The 16,221-nt window shown below is 54.3% G+C and carries 10 protein-coding genes; 7 read left to right on the forward strand and 3 right to left on the reverse strand.

Features of this window, described 5'->3' with window-relative positions:
* Window positions 1-405 carry an MAPEG family protein gene (locus FOM92_RS04490; protein WP_143775567.1) on the forward strand — a complete coding sequence of 135 codons (405 nt, stop codon included), beginning with the start codon at window positions 1-3 and terminating at the stop codon, window positions 403-405.
* A gap of 10 nt (window positions 406-415) precedes the next feature.
* On the opposite strand, the gene FOM92_RS04495 is transcribed toward FOM92_RS04490, so the two are convergent.
* Window positions 416-1,189, reverse strand: a complete 774-nt coding sequence (locus tag FOM92_RS04495) for a cyclase family protein (protein WP_143775568.1) — start codon at window positions 1,187-1,189, stop codon at window positions 416-418.
* A 110-nt stretch (window positions 1,190-1,299) separates the two neighbouring features.
* Here FOM92_RS04495 and FOM92_RS04500 point away from each other — a divergent pair, with 110 nt between their 5' ends.
* Window positions 1,300-2,886, forward strand: coding sequence for an MFS transporter (locus FOM92_RS04500; RefSeq protein WP_143775569.1), 1,587 nt, complete (start codon window positions 1,300-1,302; stop codon window positions 2,884-2,886).
* 30 nt (window positions 2,887-2,916) lie between these two features.
* On the forward strand, window positions 2,917-3,957 hold the full coding sequence (gene alr / locus FOM92_RS04505) for an alanine racemase (RefSeq protein WP_143775570.1): 1,041 nt from the start codon (window positions 2,917-2,919) through the stop codon (window positions 3,955-3,957).
* Between the two features lie 66 nt (window positions 3,958-4,023).
* On the opposite strand, the gene FOM92_RS04510 is transcribed toward alr, so the two are convergent.
* Complete coding sequence (locus tag FOM92_RS04510; RefSeq protein ID WP_170226787.1) at window positions 4,024-7,317, reverse strand: TonB-dependent receptor domain-containing protein; 3,294 nt, start codon at window positions 7,315-7,317, stop codon at window positions 4,024-4,026.
* A gap of 182 nt (window positions 7,318-7,499) precedes the next feature.
* Complete coding sequence (locus FOM92_RS04515) at window positions 7,500-10,790, reverse strand: TonB-dependent receptor domain-containing protein (RefSeq protein ID WP_170226788.1); 3,291 nt, start codon at window positions 10,788-10,790, stop codon at window positions 7,500-7,502.
* Window positions 10,791-11,236: 446 nt separating this feature from the next.
* On the opposite strand from FOM92_RS04515, the gene phaR reads away from it, so the two are divergent.
* Genes phaR through rnr form a run of 4 tightly spaced genes read left to right on the forward strand, consistent with a single transcriptional unit; the run spans window position 11,237 to window position 16,219 of the window.
* The gene (gene phaR, locus FOM92_RS04520; protein WP_143775573.1) at window positions 11,237-11,785 is read left to right on the forward strand and encodes a polyhydroxyalkanoate synthesis repressor PhaR; all 549 of its coding nucleotides are present in this window, start codon (window positions 11,237-11,239) and stop codon (window positions 11,783-11,785) included.
* 35 nt (window positions 11,786-11,820) lie between these two features.
* Window positions 11,821-13,350, forward strand: coding sequence for a proline--tRNA ligase (gene proS, locus FOM92_RS04525; RefSeq protein WP_143775574.1), 1,530 nt, complete (start codon window positions 11,821-11,823; stop codon window positions 13,348-13,350).
* Window positions 13,350-13,955 (forward strand): DUF805 domain-containing protein, encoded by a 606-nt coding sequence (locus FOM92_RS04530; RefSeq protein ID WP_143775575.1) that lies wholly within the window; start codon window positions 13,350-13,352, stop codon window positions 13,953-13,955. The genes proS and FOM92_RS04530 overlap by 1 nt, the downstream gene beginning before the upstream one ends.
* Entirely contained in the window at window positions 13,952-16,219 is a 2,268-nt protein-coding gene (gene rnr, locus FOM92_RS04535) for a ribonuclease R (RefSeq protein WP_281285556.1), read from the forward strand. The genes FOM92_RS04530 and rnr overlap by 4 nt, the downstream gene beginning before the upstream one ends.
* Window positions 16,220-16,221 lie beyond the last annotated feature (2 nt).

Raw genomic sequence — 16,221 nt, forward strand, 5'->3', positions numbered from 1 at the left:
ATGACGCTGCCCGTAACCGCCTTTGTCGCCGCCATTTGCGCGATCATGTTGCTGATCACCGCGATTGATACGGTCCGGCACCGGATGCGGGCGAAAGTTGCCTTTGGCGACAATGCGGATCAGGGTATTATCAGCGCAAGCCGGAGTCATGGTAATCTTGCCGAGCACGCCCCAATCGTCATCCTGTTACTGGCCTTCCTCGAAATGAGCCGCGCCAACCATATGGGCTTGATGGCGATCGGCGCACTGTTCTTGGCCGGACGCATCTCGCATATCATTGGGCTATATGCGAAGGTGGAGCCTGGAAAACCGCCTTTGCCCCGCAGCATCGGCGTCATCCTGACGTGGCTGACACTTGCAATCTTGAGTGGCTGGACAATCGGCCTGTTGGCGGTCAGCAACTAAGGCCTGACCCTCAAACTTCATCCAATATGGCAACGGCGCGTATCCAGCCTGCACTCGCACGTTCGATCTTTACCGGAAAGCAGCTCAGCGTCCAGCCAAAGGCGGGCAAGGATTCCAGATTGGTCAGCTTTTCGATCTGGTAATAGGGCGTAATCCGTCCGGCTTTATGTCCTTCCCAAATGATATCCGGATCACGCGTTTCGGCCCACCGGCGTGCGGTATGGCTGAACGGCGCATCCCAGCTCCATGCGTCGGTACCTACGACCTGAACGCCATGTTGTGTAAGATACAGGGTCGCTTCGGCCCCCATGCCACATCCCTGATCGGTGAAATTTTCCGTGCCGTACACTGCGCCCGATTGTACAAGCACTATATCATTGGCCTGCAACGTGTAGCCGATGCGTTCCAGTTCATCTTCTACCTCCTGCGCGGTCACGACATGCCCTGCGGGCAGATGCGAGAAATCAAGTTTTACCCCGGGCCGGAAAAACAACTCTAGCGGAGCTTCGTCTATCGATGGGGCAGGGGTTGCGCCGCTATCGGTCGTGGAATGAAAGTGCCAGGGCGCATCCATATGCGTCCCGTTATGCGTACTCAGGGTCAGGTTTTCGACTGCCCATCCTTCGCCGTCGGGTAAATCCTCTTTTTTCAGCCCGGGAAAGAACATCGCGATCTGTTCCCATGTCGTGTCATGTGTCATGTAGGTAATCTGCGGACGCATGACGGGCGGGTCGGACACGACATCATTGGTAATCGGTATAGACAGGTCGATAAAGCGGGACATGCGGATCTCCTCTGCCCGAAAGCTTAGGGCCGTTGTGGATAAACGCAATAAGCCGCTTGAACCGCGCATGGTTCGCGATAAGACAGGACCAAGAGCTAGAGGGGAAAAACATGGCGGATGCTGCTGCAACCGAAGTCACGCTTGATCCGAAACGGGATCGGCTCGTTATTACCGCATCATCTTTGGGCACCGTGTTCGAATGGTATGACTTTTTTGTCTACGGTATCTTGGCGGCCCTGATCGGAAAACTGTTCTTTCCAGCGGACAACCCTACCGCAGCCACCTTGGCATCGCTGGCTATATTCGGGGCCGGTTTCGGCGTCCGTCCCTTCGGTGCCATTCTCTTCGGTTATTTCGGTGACAAGATCGGCCGCAAATATACGTTCCTCGTCACCATCACCTTGATGGGTCTTGCAACGGCCGCAATCGGCATTTTGCCGACATTCGAAACCGCCGGCCTATGGGCCGCTGGAATGTTGCTGATACTTCGTTGTTTGCAGGGTCTGGCATTGGGCGGTGAATATGGCGGCGCGGCAATCTATGTCGCGGAGCATGCCCCAGACGGAAAACGCGGCCAATATACCAGCTGGATCCAGGCTTCGGTTGCGGGCGGCTTTCTGCTCGCCGTCATTGTCGTTTTGGCAACGCGTCAGTCAATGAGCCCGGAGGCTTTTGATGCATGGGGCTGGCGGGTGCCGTTTCTGACCTCAATCCTGCTTCTGGCCATTTCACTCTACATGCGGCTCAAATTAGCCGAGAGTCCTGTTTTCAAGGCGATGAAAGAGGCGGGCACAACATCCAAAAACCCCTTCGTCGACAGCTTCAAATATCCCGGAAATGTGAAACGGATTTTCGTGGCGATGTTCGGCGTGGCGGCAGGCCTGACGGTAATCTACTACACATCGCAATTTGGCACGCTGTATTTTTTGACGGGCACGGCGCGTGTTCCCGAAACAGATGCGCTACTCTACATGGCCGTTGGCGCGGCATTGGCAGCCCCTACCTATGTGGCGTGCGGATGGTTGTCCGACAAATGGGGGCGCAAGCGCCTGTTGCTGCTGGGCTATGCTCTCGCGATCGTCGGCGTTTTTCCCATTTTCTGGATGATGGCCGATGCCGCCAATCCAGCGCTGGAGCGGGCAACCAAGAGCAACCCTGTTACACTCTCGCTACCCGAATGCGATTTCAACGCGCTCAACAGGGTACATGAAAGCGAATGCGCAAAGGCTCTCAACTTCCTGACCAAACGCGGAATTGCGTATAGCAAGGTCGAGGGCGACACTGTTGCCCTGAAGGTGGGATCGACGGAGCTGAAGGGCTTTGATGAGAAAGCCTATGTGGCAACGTTAGAAAAGGCGGGCTATCCTGACAAATCGGACCCGGCGGAACGGCAACCGTGGAAGATAATCTTGTCGGTGTTCCTGATGGTCGCCCTGTCCGGCATGACCTATGGGCAAGTCGCCGCGATCATGGTCGAGATGTTTCCGGCAAAGATACGTTACACATCCATGTCGATACCCTATCATATCGGCACCGGCTATTTTGGCGGTTTTCTGCCCTATATTTCGCAATATATTGTCGCGCAGACAGGCCAGCCTTTCTCAGGTCTCTGGTACACCGTGGGCGTGACGGCGATGGCGTTCATCGTGGCGCTTATCTGGTTGCCGGAAACATCGGGCAAGACCGAGCTGGATTGACAGGACAGTCCGTGCGCGCAATGGGCGGCTATGACCGATTTTGAGCCCCCGTTGCGCCTAACTCTCGATGGTGAAGCGCTGGTATCCAACTGGCGTTATCTCAAAGGGCAGGGGCAAGCGGGTTGCGGAGCCGCAGTTAAGGCAAATGGATATGGCCTGGGCGCGGTGGATGTGGTCCGGCGCTTACGCGATGCAGGGTGCCGCGACTTTTTCGTCGCACATTGGGGAGAGGCGGCGGCCATTTCGCATCTGGTCGCGCCGGATTGTATTTCGGTTCTGAATGGAATCACGGCAGCCGATATTCCCCATATCCGGCAGATCGGGGCAATTCCGGTCCTGAATACGCCTCAGCAGATTGCCTTGTGGCGCGCGGCTGGCGGCGGGCGGTGTCATGTCATGCTGGACAGCGGGATCAACCGTCTGGGTATAGGAAACGAGCAATTTGCCGCGCCTTTGTTTGAGGGGCTGGATATCGATATCCTCCTGTCCCATCTGGCCTCCGCAGATGAAGACAGCGCGCAGAATAGCGCGCAGCTGCATCTTTTTCGCCAACAGACCAAGCTTGTCAAAGCCAAGCGGTTCAGCCTGGCAAACAGCGCAGGAATCATGCTGGGACGCGATTTCCATTTCGATCTCACTCGCCCCGGGCTTGCGCTCTACGGCGGCGTACCGCGAACTGAAATGGCCCCGCAAATTAAACCGGTAGTATCGCTGTCCTCGCGAATATTGCAGGTGCGGACTATAGCGGCCGGAGAAAGCGTGGGTTATAACGCCACCTATACATGCACGGCCCCGACCAAGGTTGCCACCATTTCACTCGGCTATGCGGACGGCTATCTTCGCAGCTTTGCCGGAAAAGGAAGTTTGAGTGCCCATGGCGTGCCTGTTCCCATCATCGGACGGGTGTCGATGGATTTGGTAACCGCAGATGTCACGGCATTGGTCGACCTAAAGGAAGGCGACTGGATTGATGTCGCCTATGATCTGCCCCACATGTCCGGATTGACCGGGCTTTCCCAATATGAGTTGCTGACCAACCTTGGTCACAGATTTGGCCGGATCTGGAAATAAATTACCGAACATAAAACAAAAAGGGCGCCCCGAGAGGCGCCATTTCTGTTTGCAGTTTAGCTTCGTTTAGAAGTTTGCTTCCAGACCGAAGAAGAAGTTACGGCCGAAGCTGTCGAACGGATCGCCTCCGGCCGTTCCGAGCAGACCGAGCGGCGGCTGGGTATCCAGAAGGTTATTAATGCCAGCATAGAAACGGAAATCTGTGTTTACGTCAAAGCCGATACGGACATCATGATACAGAATGTCCGGAAAGAACTTTTGCGGAAACTGGTCAGCATTCTGTGGAGCAAGCAGAACGATATTGCCCACTACGGGATCGCAAGTACCGCCATTCAGCCCTGTCTGCCCCCGGAAAGCTCCAGCCAACGGGCATTGACCGTAGAAATTGTTCTGCGCCTCAAATGCGCCAATAGTCTGTTTCCCGATATAACGCGCTGCATACAGGATGTCGAAGTCGCCAAAGTCATAATTAAGAGAGAAACTTGCCGACCAAGCCGGGTCCCCCAACTCACTCAACTGGCGATTCGGATTAGCCGGGTTTGTCGGATCGGTGAAATTATTGAGTTCCAACACTTTGGTGGCGATCAGTCGACTGGTAAGACGATGTCCGTTATCGAAGGTTTTGCGATAAGCGAGGTCAAAATCGATACCCTTAGTTTTTTGGGCGGCAAAATTCACACCCCCGGAAATGACCGCTGGCTCGACAAAAAGACCTGTTGCGGGATCGCGCGATACAGTTGCGCAGAACGGATTATTGATGCCTGTTGCGTTGGTGTAGCATAGGTTGATGATCTGTTGTGCGCCCAAGGCTGCAATCAAGTCTTCCACCTTGATGCGATAGAAGTCGATGGTCAGGTTCAAGCCCGGAATGAAGCTGGGTTGTACAACTACGCCCAACGTCAGACTTTTTCCTTTTTCTTCGATGAGGGTCGGATTCCCCCCAGAAAGGAAACCCGTAGATGATGTTCGCGCGGTGCAGTTTACAAAAGGTGCGCCTAATGTAACGGGAAAGGCGGTGCTGGCACAAGCAGCCACAAGTGCCGCATTGGCGGTAGCAGGTACACCATCAGCGGCACAGTTGGTAGCGGTGATGCTACCCGGCGCTGGCAGGTCGCACGGGTCTGTGATCTGGGCAAAATTCTCTGAAGCTGTTGCGAACAGGTCGCCTTGGGTCGGAGCTCGTACCGATGTCGCATAAGCCGCGCGCAGACGAATGTCGTCTATGGGTGCATAAATACCCTGAATATTATATGCATAAACCGTACCGGTAGCGGTGTTATAGTCGGAAGCACGACCCGCTAGGTTGACCGACAATTCTTTTGCAAAACGCACATCTTTCAGCAACGGGATCTGCAATTCCCCATAGATCTCTTTGACCGTTAGCGCCGGTGGTCGGAAATCCTGCAGCGCGTTCAAGAATGTCGCGCCACTTGACGTCAGGTCATCGAAATCAATTGAGGCTTTTTCTTTGCGATATTCTGCCCCCAACGCAAACGACACGGGCCCTCCTGGCAGTTCGAAAATTTGTGACAAATCGCCCCCGATAAAAGCCGACGCGACAAACTGGCTTGCGAATTCGTCTGTGCGACCTTCCGTGTTTACGAAGTCGAGCGCACGAGGATCTGCATTGCCTTGCCCGAAGATGTTGATTGGTACGCATCCTGGATTAACATTGGAAACCGCATTCATTGCGCAAATGACCTTTTGGCCCGCGCTATTGAGCGCGAAATTGGATCCAGTAAAGGATGCAGGTGCCAGTACAGCCTGGACAGCTTGGTTGAAGCCATCAAGATCATTGCCATCTTGTGTGAAGAGTACAAGATTGTTGGTGTTGAAACCCGTGGCTTCAAACCGTCCGTAGTTAAGGGCAACCTCATATTTCCAGTCGTCGTTGAAATTACCTTCAACACCCCCGACGAGACGGAATGTTTCACGGGTGCCGCGGAACGAACGGCCGCCCAGATCGATATTAAAACGTGATAAGGGCAAGACGGCATTCGGATCAAAGATACGCTTTCCAGCAGCATCGAGAGCAAAACCGGTAACCGCACCTGCCGCGTTGCGCGTTTTAAGAGCGCAAGAAGTTCCTGCGCTGGTCAGGCTGCTATCGCCATTGACGAGCAAATCACGATTTTGCGCTGACAGAAATGCGTTGTTGCAGCGCAATGGAAGTCCGCCCAACGTCGATGGGATGCTGTTAAAAAAGCTCGGCTGCCCTTCGCCAGAGACATCAACGCGCACATATTTCCCCTCTAAAAAGGGCTTCAGGGCTTCCGAAACATCATAATGCGCCAGAATGTTAAACGCATAACGGTCAACGGCCGACAATAAGCTGCCTGTGTTTCGCAATGTTGAACCCAGGCCACCTTGCACATTTCCCGACCCGAACGCAGAAAAATTCTGGGTTGGAGCATCGACCACCAGATTACCAGCATCATCAAAACGTAGGAATCGGCCACCTGTGAGCGCTCCTACGGTACCCCCATCCGAAATCGCCGCGTTGCGTATGCCGCACAGGAAGCTGTTATCGGGAATTCCATCAGTTGCGCTAAAACCAACCTCACCACCCGCAGCACCTTGTATATCGGTCAATTGAAACTGGCACCGTCCGCTGGCCGCGCCTGTCAGGCTGTCACGATCACGTAGCAAAAGCGGTTCTTGCCGCGTGTATTCCGCTGAGATCGCAACGTTTCCCCTGCCATCAGCAAAATTGCGTCCGGCAAGAGCGCTGACAAAATAGGTGCCACGATCACCTCTTGATGAAATTCCGCCCTGTGAACGCAGCGCAATTCCGTCATAATCGCGCTTCATGATGAAATTGACGACGCCAGCAACCGCATCGGAGCCATAAACTGCTGAATTACCTCCAGTAACGATGTCGATTCGATCAACAAGGTCGGTTGGTATAGTATTGACGTCGAAACCATTGTCGCCAGGAGTAGAGGTGACATGCCGGCGTCCATTGACCAAGACGAGGGTTCGATCGGTGCCAAGTCCGCGTAAATCAAGAAGGCTTAGACCGGCTGTGCCAATGAAACGGCTGGAGTTGCCTGAGCTGAATGTTGAACGAAGAGATGGCAGATCGTTCAAAGCGTCGCCTAACGAGACCTCCCCCGTTCCAGTGAGGTCGTCGACCGTAACGGATGTCAAAGGAACGGCAGACTGCAAAGTCGGCCTCGCAATGCGTGTACCTGTTACAAGGATGGGTTGATCGTTAACTTCTTCCTCACCTGGTTGTTCGTCTTGAACAGCAACTTCGGTTATTTCCGTTTGTCCATTACCCTGAGCAAAGGCGGGCAGGGCGCCCACCAATGCCAGACTGAGTGCTGAGCCAGTAACCAATAGGCGTGATGTTTTCATGTGGATGCTCCCTGACATTAACTTTATATAACTTTGGATATATCTAAAGTTATAGTCAGGCAAAGCGCAAGATATAAACTGCACTAAAAACAATTATTTCCTGAACCACCCGTCAGACGACGGTGCCGGAATCAAAAAGGGCGCCCCGAGAGGCGCCCTTTCCGTTAGCAGTTTTGCTTCGCTTAGAAGTTTGCTTCCAGACCGAAGAAGAAGTTACGGCCGAAGCTGTCGAACGGATCGCCACCGGCGGTTCCGAGCAGACCGAGCGGCGGCTGCTTGTCGAGGAGGTTGTTGACGCCTGCGTAGAAGCGGAAGTCATTACCAACATCGAAGCCCAGACGGATGTCGTGGTACAGCACGTCAGGATAGTAGATCTGCGGGAACTGGTCTGCGTTCTGTGGTGCCAACAACACGATGTTGCCTAAAACCGGATCGCATGTTCCGCCGTTGATACCAGTCTGTCCACGAAAAGGACCGACGGCAAGAGGACACTGCCCATAGTAGTTGTTTTGAGCTTCAAATGTTCCGATGGTCTGCTTGCCAATGTAGCGCGCGGCATACAGGATGTCGAAGTCGCCGAAATCGTAGCTCAACGAGAAGCTTGCCGACCACTCAGGATCACCCAGTTCGCTCAATTGACGGTTCGGGTTCGCCGGGTTGGTCGGGTCGGTGAAGTTGTTCAGCGACAATACCTTGGTGGCTATCAAGCGTGCGGCCAGACGATCACCATTGTCGAAGGTCTTCCGATAAGCGAGGTCGAAGTCGATACCCTTGGTCTTCTGTGCGGCAAAGTTTACGCCACCAGAAATTACCGCTGGTTCAACGAAAAGGCCAGTGGCCGGATCACGTTGTACGGTTGCGCAGAACGGGTTGTTGATCCCCGTAACGTTGGTGTAGCAGAGGTTGATGATCTGCTGCGCGCCCAAGGCTGCAATCAGGTCTTCCACCTTGATGCGGTAGTAGTCGACCGTCAGGCTGAGGCCAGGCACGAAGCTCGGCTCAATCACAACGCCCAGCGTCAAGCTCTTGCCGCGTTCTTCGACCAGAGTGGGGTTACCGCCCGAGAGGAAGCCGGTCGATGCAGTACGCGCCGTGCAGTTGATGAACGGTGCGCCCAGAGCGACAGGGAAGGCTGTGCTTGCGCATGCTGCAACCAATGCCGCATTAGCCGTAGTTGGGATACCAGCCGCGGCGCAGTTTGTGGCTGCTATACTGCCAGGAGCAGGTAAATCGCAAGGATCACCAATGAATGCGAAGTTTTCCGACGCGGTCGAGAACAGGTCGCCCTGTGTCGGTGCGCGTACCGAAGTTGCATAGGCTGCACGGAAACGGACGTCTTCGATCGGTGCGTAAACGCCCTGGATGTTGTAGGCGTAAACGGTGCCGGTTGCGGTGTTGTAGTCCGAAATGCGGCCAGCGAGATTTACCGACAGTTCCTTCGCGAAAGGCATATCCTTAAGCAGAGGGATCTGAAGTTCGCCGTAGACTTCCTTGACGGTCAGTGCAGGCGGACGGAAATCCTGAAGCGCGTTCAGGAAGGTCGCGCCGCTTGACGTCAGATCGTCATAATCGACCGAAGCCTTTTCCTTACGGTATTCAGCGCCGATTGCGAATGCAACGGGACCACCGGGCAGTTCGAAGATCTGCGACAAGTCACCGCCGACGAACGCCGATGCGACAAACTGGCTCGCAAATTCGTCGGTCCGGCCTTCGGTGTTGATGAAGTCCAGGGCGCGGGGATCAGCGTTACCCTGACCGAACACGTTGATGGGAACGCAAGCCGGGTTAACATTTGTTACTGCGTTCATGGCACAGATAACGCGCTGACCAGCGCTATTCAAAACGAAGTTGGTGCCCGTGAAAGATGCTGGAGCCAGAACAGCTTGAACCGCTTGGTTAAATCCATCAAAATCACTGCCGTCCTGTGTAAACAATACCAAGTTGTTTGTGTTGAAACCCTTGGCCTTGAACCGACCATAATTGATGGCCAGTTCATATTTCCAATCTTCGTTGAAATTGCCTTCAACGCCGCCAACGACGCGGTAGGTTTCACGTGTACCTTCGAAGCGACGACCACCCAAATCAATGTTGAAGCGGGCCAATGGCAAAACGGCATTCGGATTAAAAACACGATTGCCCGATGCATCTAGTACAAACGCAATAGGCTGCCCTGCCGCGTTGAATACTTTTTGAGCACAAGCTGTGCCGGCGCTTGTTAGGCTCGTATCGCCATTAACCAGCAAATTGCGGTTCTGGGCAGACAAGAACGGGTTGCTGCAACGAAGTGCGTTACCACCTAGCGTACCGGGGACGCTGGTAAAGAAACTCGGCTGACCTTCACCCGACACGTCTGTACGGACATATTTCGCCTCAATGAATGGCTTAAATGCGTCCGAAACGTCATAATGCGCCAGAACATTAAACGCATAACGGTCTACAGCAGCCAGCAAACTGCCTGTGTTACGCAGGGTTGAGCCAAAACCGCCCTGCTGGTTGCCGGAGCCTACGCTAGCAAAGTTTTGGGTTGGCGTATCAATAAACAGGTTGCCTGCATCATCGAAGCGCAGAAAACGTCCGCCCGTAAGGCTTCCGACTGTGCCTCCATCGGAAATGGTTGCGTTGCGGATACCGCACAGGAACGAGTTGTCGGGAATACCGTCGGTTGCGCTGAAGCCTACTTCGCCGCCCGCTGCACCTTGTGCGTCGGTCAACTGGAACTGGCAACGGCCGCTTGCTGCGCCGGTCAAACCGTCACGATCGCGGAAGTAAAGCGGCTGTTGACGGGTATATTCTGCCGATACGGCGACGTTACCACGGCCATCGGCAAAGTTTTCACCGGCGAGGATGCTGGCGAAATAGGTGCCACGGTCACCGCGCGACGAAATGCCGCCCTGTGCACGAGCAACAATACCGTCATAGTCGCGCTTCATGATGAAGTTCACAACACCGGCCACAGCGTCCGAACCGTAAATAGCCGAGTTACCACCGGTAACGATGTCGATACGGTCAACCAGGTCGGTCGGGATCGTGTTGACGTCGAAGCCATTGTCGCCCGGGGTCGACGTTACGTGACGACGACCGTTAACGAGAACCAGCGTACGGTCGGTACCCAGACCGCGAAGGTCGAGAAGGCTCAAACCGGCGGTGCCGATGAAACGGCTCGAGTTACCCGAGCTGAAGGTCGAACGCAGCGAAGGAAGATCGTTGAGCGCGTCACCCAGCGAAACTTCGCCGGTGCCGGTCAGGTCTTCAACGGTAACCGAAGTCAGCGGAACAGCGGACTGCAGGGTAGGACGCGCAATGCGCGAACCGGTAACCAGAATAGGTTGCGACGGGCCTTCTTCCTCTGCCTCGTCGTCACTTTCTTCTGCCGCAGCTTCCTCGCTTTGCGAATCCTGCGCGAACGACGGCATAGCCGCGAACAGCGCAAGGCTGATTGCCGAACCCGCAATCATCAGGCGTGACTTCTTCATATATATAGCTCCCCAGCTAGTTTGTTCATTTAGAATTAATGCGCCGGTTAAGCGCACGTCTTTTCGATGCGCAAGAGGCAAGGGAGTATATTTTTCGTTTTTGGTGATTTGTTGCCGCATTGCAACAATGTCACCATGATGCCACCGACCAGAGAACGCAATTATGAGGCGAAGTAAAACTTTTACTTGAAATATAATTACGAACAAACCCGTAAAGATGACGCATAAATTCCATTAATTGCACAACACTCAACTTGTCGATTTTCTCTGCATTCGACGGCAGTGATTGGTAAACAACACAGCAATGGGATGTCGAACAGGCTTATCCTAGCCCATTTCTCGGGCAAAAACGCCAAAGTGATTCGCGACCCCTTTGTGCGAAATGTTGCAGTGCACGATAAACTAGTGCTACGAGGCGGTGGACTATCCCGAAAGGAAAACAGTTCATGGCACGCGCAGCCAGTAAAAATGGTGATGGCCCGATCATCATTAAAAAATATGCCAACCGGCGGCTTTATAACACGCAGTCGTCCAAATATATTACGCTGGATTTCCTGGCCGATCTCACGCGGAAAGAAATTGATTTCAAGGTTTTGGATGCCAAGACCAATGAAGATATTACACATGGCGTCCTGACCCAGATCATCATGGAAGAGGAAAGCAGCGGCCAGCAGATGCTGCCTGTCGGTTTCCTGCGGCAACTTATAGCAATGTACGGAGATTCGATGCAGGGAATGGTGCCCCAGTTTCTCGAAAGCTCCATGGAAAACTTCCGGAAAAACCAGAAGCAGGTTCAGGAAGTCATCGAAACGGCCATTACGTCCGGTCCCTTCGGCCATATTGCCAAACAGAATATCGAATTCATGCGCTCCGCAAGGGAGGCATTGATGCCCAATTTGACGGGCAAAAAGCCCGAAAAAGCCGAGAGCATTGACGATCTGAAGAAACAGATGGCCGCCTTGCAGGCAAAAATTGACAAATTGTCGGCCGAATAAATTTACAATTCATAATAAATATCGCGGATAAGAACTTGATAAAACATGCATTAAACGTAACCCGGGCCCAGAATTTTGCGGGCTGGTACCAGGAAGTTATCTCCGAAGGCGATCTAGCAGAGGAATCGGGTGTCCGGGGTTGCATGGTCATTCGTCCATGGGGTTACGGTATTTGGGAACGCATCCAGAAATTGATGGATGCGGAAATCAAGGCTGCTGGTGTCGACAACTGCTATTTCCCCTTATTCATTCCGCTGTCCTTTTTTGAAAAGGAAGCCGACCACGTCGATGGTTTTGCCAAGGAAATGGCGGTCGTTACGCATCATCGGCTTGTAGGGGACGGCAAGGGAAAGCTGATCCCCGACCCTGAATCGAAGCTGGAAGAGCCTTTGGTCGTCCGTCCGACCTCGGAAACCGTGATTGGCGCCGCCATGAGCCGATGGGTCCAGAGCTGGCGCGATCTGCCGTTGATGGTCAACCAGTGGGCAAATGTCGTTCGCTGGGAAATGCGTACCCGGATGTTTTTGCGAACGAGCGAATTTCTCTGGCAGGAAGGGCACACGGCCCATGTCGACCGGGAAGATGCGCTGAAGGAAACGATGCGCGCGCTCGAAATGTACCGCGCCTTTGCCGAAGGTCCGCTGGCCATGCCGGTTGTCGCCGGCGAAAAGCCTGAGAATGAACGTTTCCCAGGGGCCGTGGCAACATATTCTATCGAAGCCATGATGCAGGATGGAAAAGCTTTGCAGGCAGGAACCTCGCATTATTTGGGTACCGGCTTCGCAGAATCCTCCGGCATCCGATACCAGGACAAGGAAGGTGGCCAGCAATATGCGCATACAACCAGCTGGGGTGTCTCGACGCGGCTAATCGGCGGGGTCATCATGACCCATGGTGACGATGATGGTCTGCGCTGCCCGCCCCAAATCGCGCCTCATCAGATTATCATCATCCCGATGCTGCGCGATAATGACGATGATGAAGCTGTTCTGGAATATTGCCGGACACTTCGCGCAGAATTGCTGGCGCTTTCGGCATTTGGCGAACCGCTGCGCGTGTTGCTGGACACGAAAGCGACGAAGGCTTCAAACAAGCGCTGGTCCTGGGTGAAAAAGGGCGCACCGGTTATAGTCGAGGTCGGTCCTCGCGATGTTTCCGAAGGTAAAGCTGCGGTTTTGCGACGGGACCGACTGTACAAAGACGATGGAAAGCTTGCCACCGCCTTTACCCCGCGCGCAGAATTTGTGAGCGCCGCCGCTGCCATGATCGAGGATATTCAGGCAACGCTATATGCAGAGGCGAAAACGCGCATGGAGGCAAATATCCGCCGCGACGTAACCGACCTTGCAACGCATTTTGCGGGCGATGAAGCCGGTTTTGCCGGATGGGTCGAAGTTCAATGGGCACGGCCTAGCGGACCCGCACTCGACAAGATTGTGGAACAGTTGAAGGCCCTGAAACTGACCATGCGCAACAGCCCTCTCGACGCTGCACCGGTAGAGGGAAGCTGCTTCTTTACCGGCGAGCCTGCGGTCGAACGGATACTGATCGGGCGGACTTATTAATGAACAAAGTGGGGTCAGCGGTCGTAAAAGGTTTAGCTGGCGTTCTTCAGTTCAAAGGCCGAAGTAGCCGTACTGATTTCTGGGTATATGCGATTTTCGTTTTTCTCCTGGCACTTGGACTCTGGGGTGTCGTCATGGCAGCAGAAATGTCGCGCACCTTTGTTGAAGTTCAGCAATATGCTGATGCACATCCCGATAAAGTCACGATTACATCCAGCCCAAGCGGTATTTCCTATCACATTGACGGAAACGTGCAGGGAATAGGGCCCGATTTCAAATATTTGATGGCATGTATTGCGGGTATTGCACTAGTTTCAATAGCTCTGCTTGCCGCAGCAGCCGTTCGTCGATTGCATGATGCGAATAGAACTGGGTTGTGGATTCTGCTTCCTTTACCCTTTTTATTCGGAGGCTTTTGGCTGATGTCTTTGGTTTTTCATCAGGTTCAAACTACCGCTCGGCCGCAGATGGGTCTTTTCGCTCTGGGGTTTGTCAATAATCTGGTTTACTTAGCAACCGTGGGATTCGTCACTTTTCTTTTGCTGCGATCGGGCAGTTCAGGCGAAAATCGCTTTGGCGAACGTAATATTGCAGAAGCAACTTGACTAAGAAACACACATTGGGTCTTCCAACCCGCGACCAGATCATGGCCTTTATCCAATCGTCCAACGAGCCCGCCGGAAAGCGGGAGATTGCGCGTGAATTCGGGTTGCGGGGGAATGAGAAGATAGCGCTCAAGGCGCTGCTTAAGGATATGACCGATGAGGGGCTGCTGGATATGGCCCCGGGGCGGGCATTTCATAAGATGGGCGGTGTTCCCAAGGTTACGGTCCTCAAAATTGTCGACATTGATGGCAACCAACCTGTTGCCGTCCCCGAAAGATGGGAGGCCGAAGGCATCCCAATTCCCAAAATCTGTGTTGTAGAAGCCAAGGGCAAGCGGGGAGCACTCGGGATCGGAGACCGTATATTAGCCCGCACGGAAGAACGCGGCAACGGCTGGACGGCGCATGTTATGAAAAAACTCGCAAAGGGAAGCGAGCAGATTTTGGGCGTTGTCGAAGGCGGCGAAAATGGTCGTTTCTGGTTGAAATCCGTTGATAAAAAAGCCCGTTTCGACACGGCTATTGGTGATGTTGGTGAAGCAAAAGCAGGGGATCTGGTCCTTGCGGAGCTGACGGGCAATGCACAACGTAAATCGGCGCGGGTCACACAGGTGCTGGGCGATCCTTTCGCGCCGAAAAGCTTCAGCCTGATAGCGATCCACAAATATGGCATCCCTTTCGAAATGCCTGAAAATGCGGAAAAGGAGGCCACGCTGGTTAGCCGCTTGCCGGTTACGGCCGACCATCGCGAAGATTTGCGGCATTTGCCGATCATCGCCATAGATCCACGTGACGCCCGTGATTTTGATGATGCCATTTGGGCAGCCCCCAATGCCGAGACGGGTGGTTTTGATGCGATCGTCGCCATCGCCGATGTCAGCTATTATGTACGGCCCGGAAGTGCGCTCGACCGCGAAGCCATCAAACGCGGCAACAGCGTTTACTTCCCCGACCTTGTCGTCCCGATGCTTCCCCACGCCTTGTCGTCTGATAAATGCTCACTACGCGCAGGGGAAGACCGCGCGGTGATTGCCTGTCATCTGGTCATCAGCAAGACCGGACAAGTGACGTCATGGCGTTTTACCCGCGCTGTAGCGCGGATTTCCGCCAATATTCCCTATCCGGATGCGCAGGCCGCCATTGACGGGAAGATGGAAAATCCCTTGCTGGAGACAGCGTTAAAGCCGCTCTGGGCTTGCTGGCGATTACTGGCGAGGGCGAGGAATAAGCGGGCACCTCTGGAACTCAACCTGCCGGAAAAGCGGATCACGCTTGATGAGCAGGGGCGCGTTACCGGCGTTGCCGAGAGGGAGCAGCTGGAGGCCCACCGGTTGGTTGAGGATTTCATGATTGCTGCCAATGTCGCCGCAGCGAAAGCTCTGGAAGCAAAGAAGTCACCGCTGATATACCGCGCACATGAGCCGCCAAGCCGCGAAAAGCTGGTGGCGCTCAAGGAATATTTGCAGACTTTCGACATTGATTTCGCGCTCGGACAGGTGATCAAGCCCGAGACGTTCAACGCGATCCTTGCCAAAGTTATCGATGAGGAAATCCGCCCGCAAATCATGGAAGCTGTGCTCCGCAGCCAGACCCAGGCCTATTATGGACCGACCAATGTAGGCCATTTTGGCCTTTCTCTGGGCAGTTACGCCCATTTTACGTCACCCATTCGCCGCTATGCCGATCTCGTCGTCCATCGCGCGCTGGTCAGTGCCTATGGCCTTGAAATGCCCAAGCCGAAGCTAAAAGATGTTGAGCCTCTGACCGGCCTCACTGAATCGGCGGTTGCAAAGCTTGCCGCAACGGCAGAGGCCATCAGCCGGACGGAACGACGCGCCATGGAGGCGGAGCGGGAGACGACCGACCGTTACATCGCGGCCTATCTTGCGGCGCATGTCGGTGAAATCGTGCAGGCCCGCATCACAGGCGTCCAGAATTTCGGCTTTTTTGCAACGGTTGAAGGCGTTGGTGGCGATGGCTTGGTCCCGGTCTCAACTCTGGGCAAGGATTATTTCCACTATGATGAGGCCAGCCAGACCCTGATCGGGGAAAAAACGCGGCAGGAATTCCGGCCCGGCATGCGGCTCGAATTGAGGTTGGCAGAGGCCAACCCCGTATCGGGGTCTTTGCGATTTGAGCTTCCCGATGGCGCGACCTACGCGCCGGACCGTCCGAAGCATAAGCAAAAGCACAAGGCCGGCAAATATGAGGTCGGTAAACGTGGCCGTCCGAAAAACATCCGGCATCAGGGTAAGCGCCGCTAAAT

Origin of the sequence: Sphingorhabdus contaminans (genome assembly GCF_007280415.1) — a bacterium.
Classification (GTDB): Bacteria; Pseudomonadota; Alphaproteobacteria; order Sphingomonadales; family Sphingomonadaceae; genus Sphingorhabdus_B; species Sphingorhabdus_B contaminans.

What these genes read in the sequence shown, in the direction of transcription:
- alr (WP_143775570.1), top strand. Translation starts at nt 2,917, where the DNA reads ATGACCGATTTTGAGCCCCCGTTGCGCCTAACTCTCGATGGTGAAGCG.
- FOM92_RS04510 (WP_170226787.1), bottom strand. Translation starts at nt 7,317, where the DNA reads ATGAAAACATCACGCCTATTGGTTACTGGCTCAGCACTCAGTCTGGCA.
- FOM92_RS04490 (WP_143775567.1), top strand. Translation starts at nt 1, where the DNA reads ATGACGCTGCCCGTAACCGCCTTTGTCGCCGCCATTTGCGCGATCATG.
- FOM92_RS04495 (WP_143775568.1), bottom strand. Translation starts at nt 1,189, where the DNA reads ATGTCCCGCTTTATCGACCTGTCTATACCGATTACCAATGATGTCGTG.
- FOM92_RS04515 (WP_170226788.1), bottom strand. Translation starts at nt 10,790, where the DNA reads ATGAAGAAGTCACGCCTGATGATTGCGGGTTCGGCAATCAGCCTTGCG.
- FOM92_RS04530 (WP_143775575.1), top strand. Translation starts at nt 13,350, where the DNA reads ATGAACAAAGTGGGGTCAGCGGTCGTAAAAGGTTTAGCTGGCGTTCTT.
- phaR (WP_143775573.1), top strand. Translation starts at nt 11,237, where the DNA reads ATGGCACGCGCAGCCAGTAAAAATGGTGATGGCCCGATCATCATTAAA.
- FOM92_RS04500 (WP_143775569.1), top strand. Translation starts at nt 1,300, where the DNA reads ATGGCGGATGCTGCTGCAACCGAAGTCACGCTTGATCCGAAACGGGAT.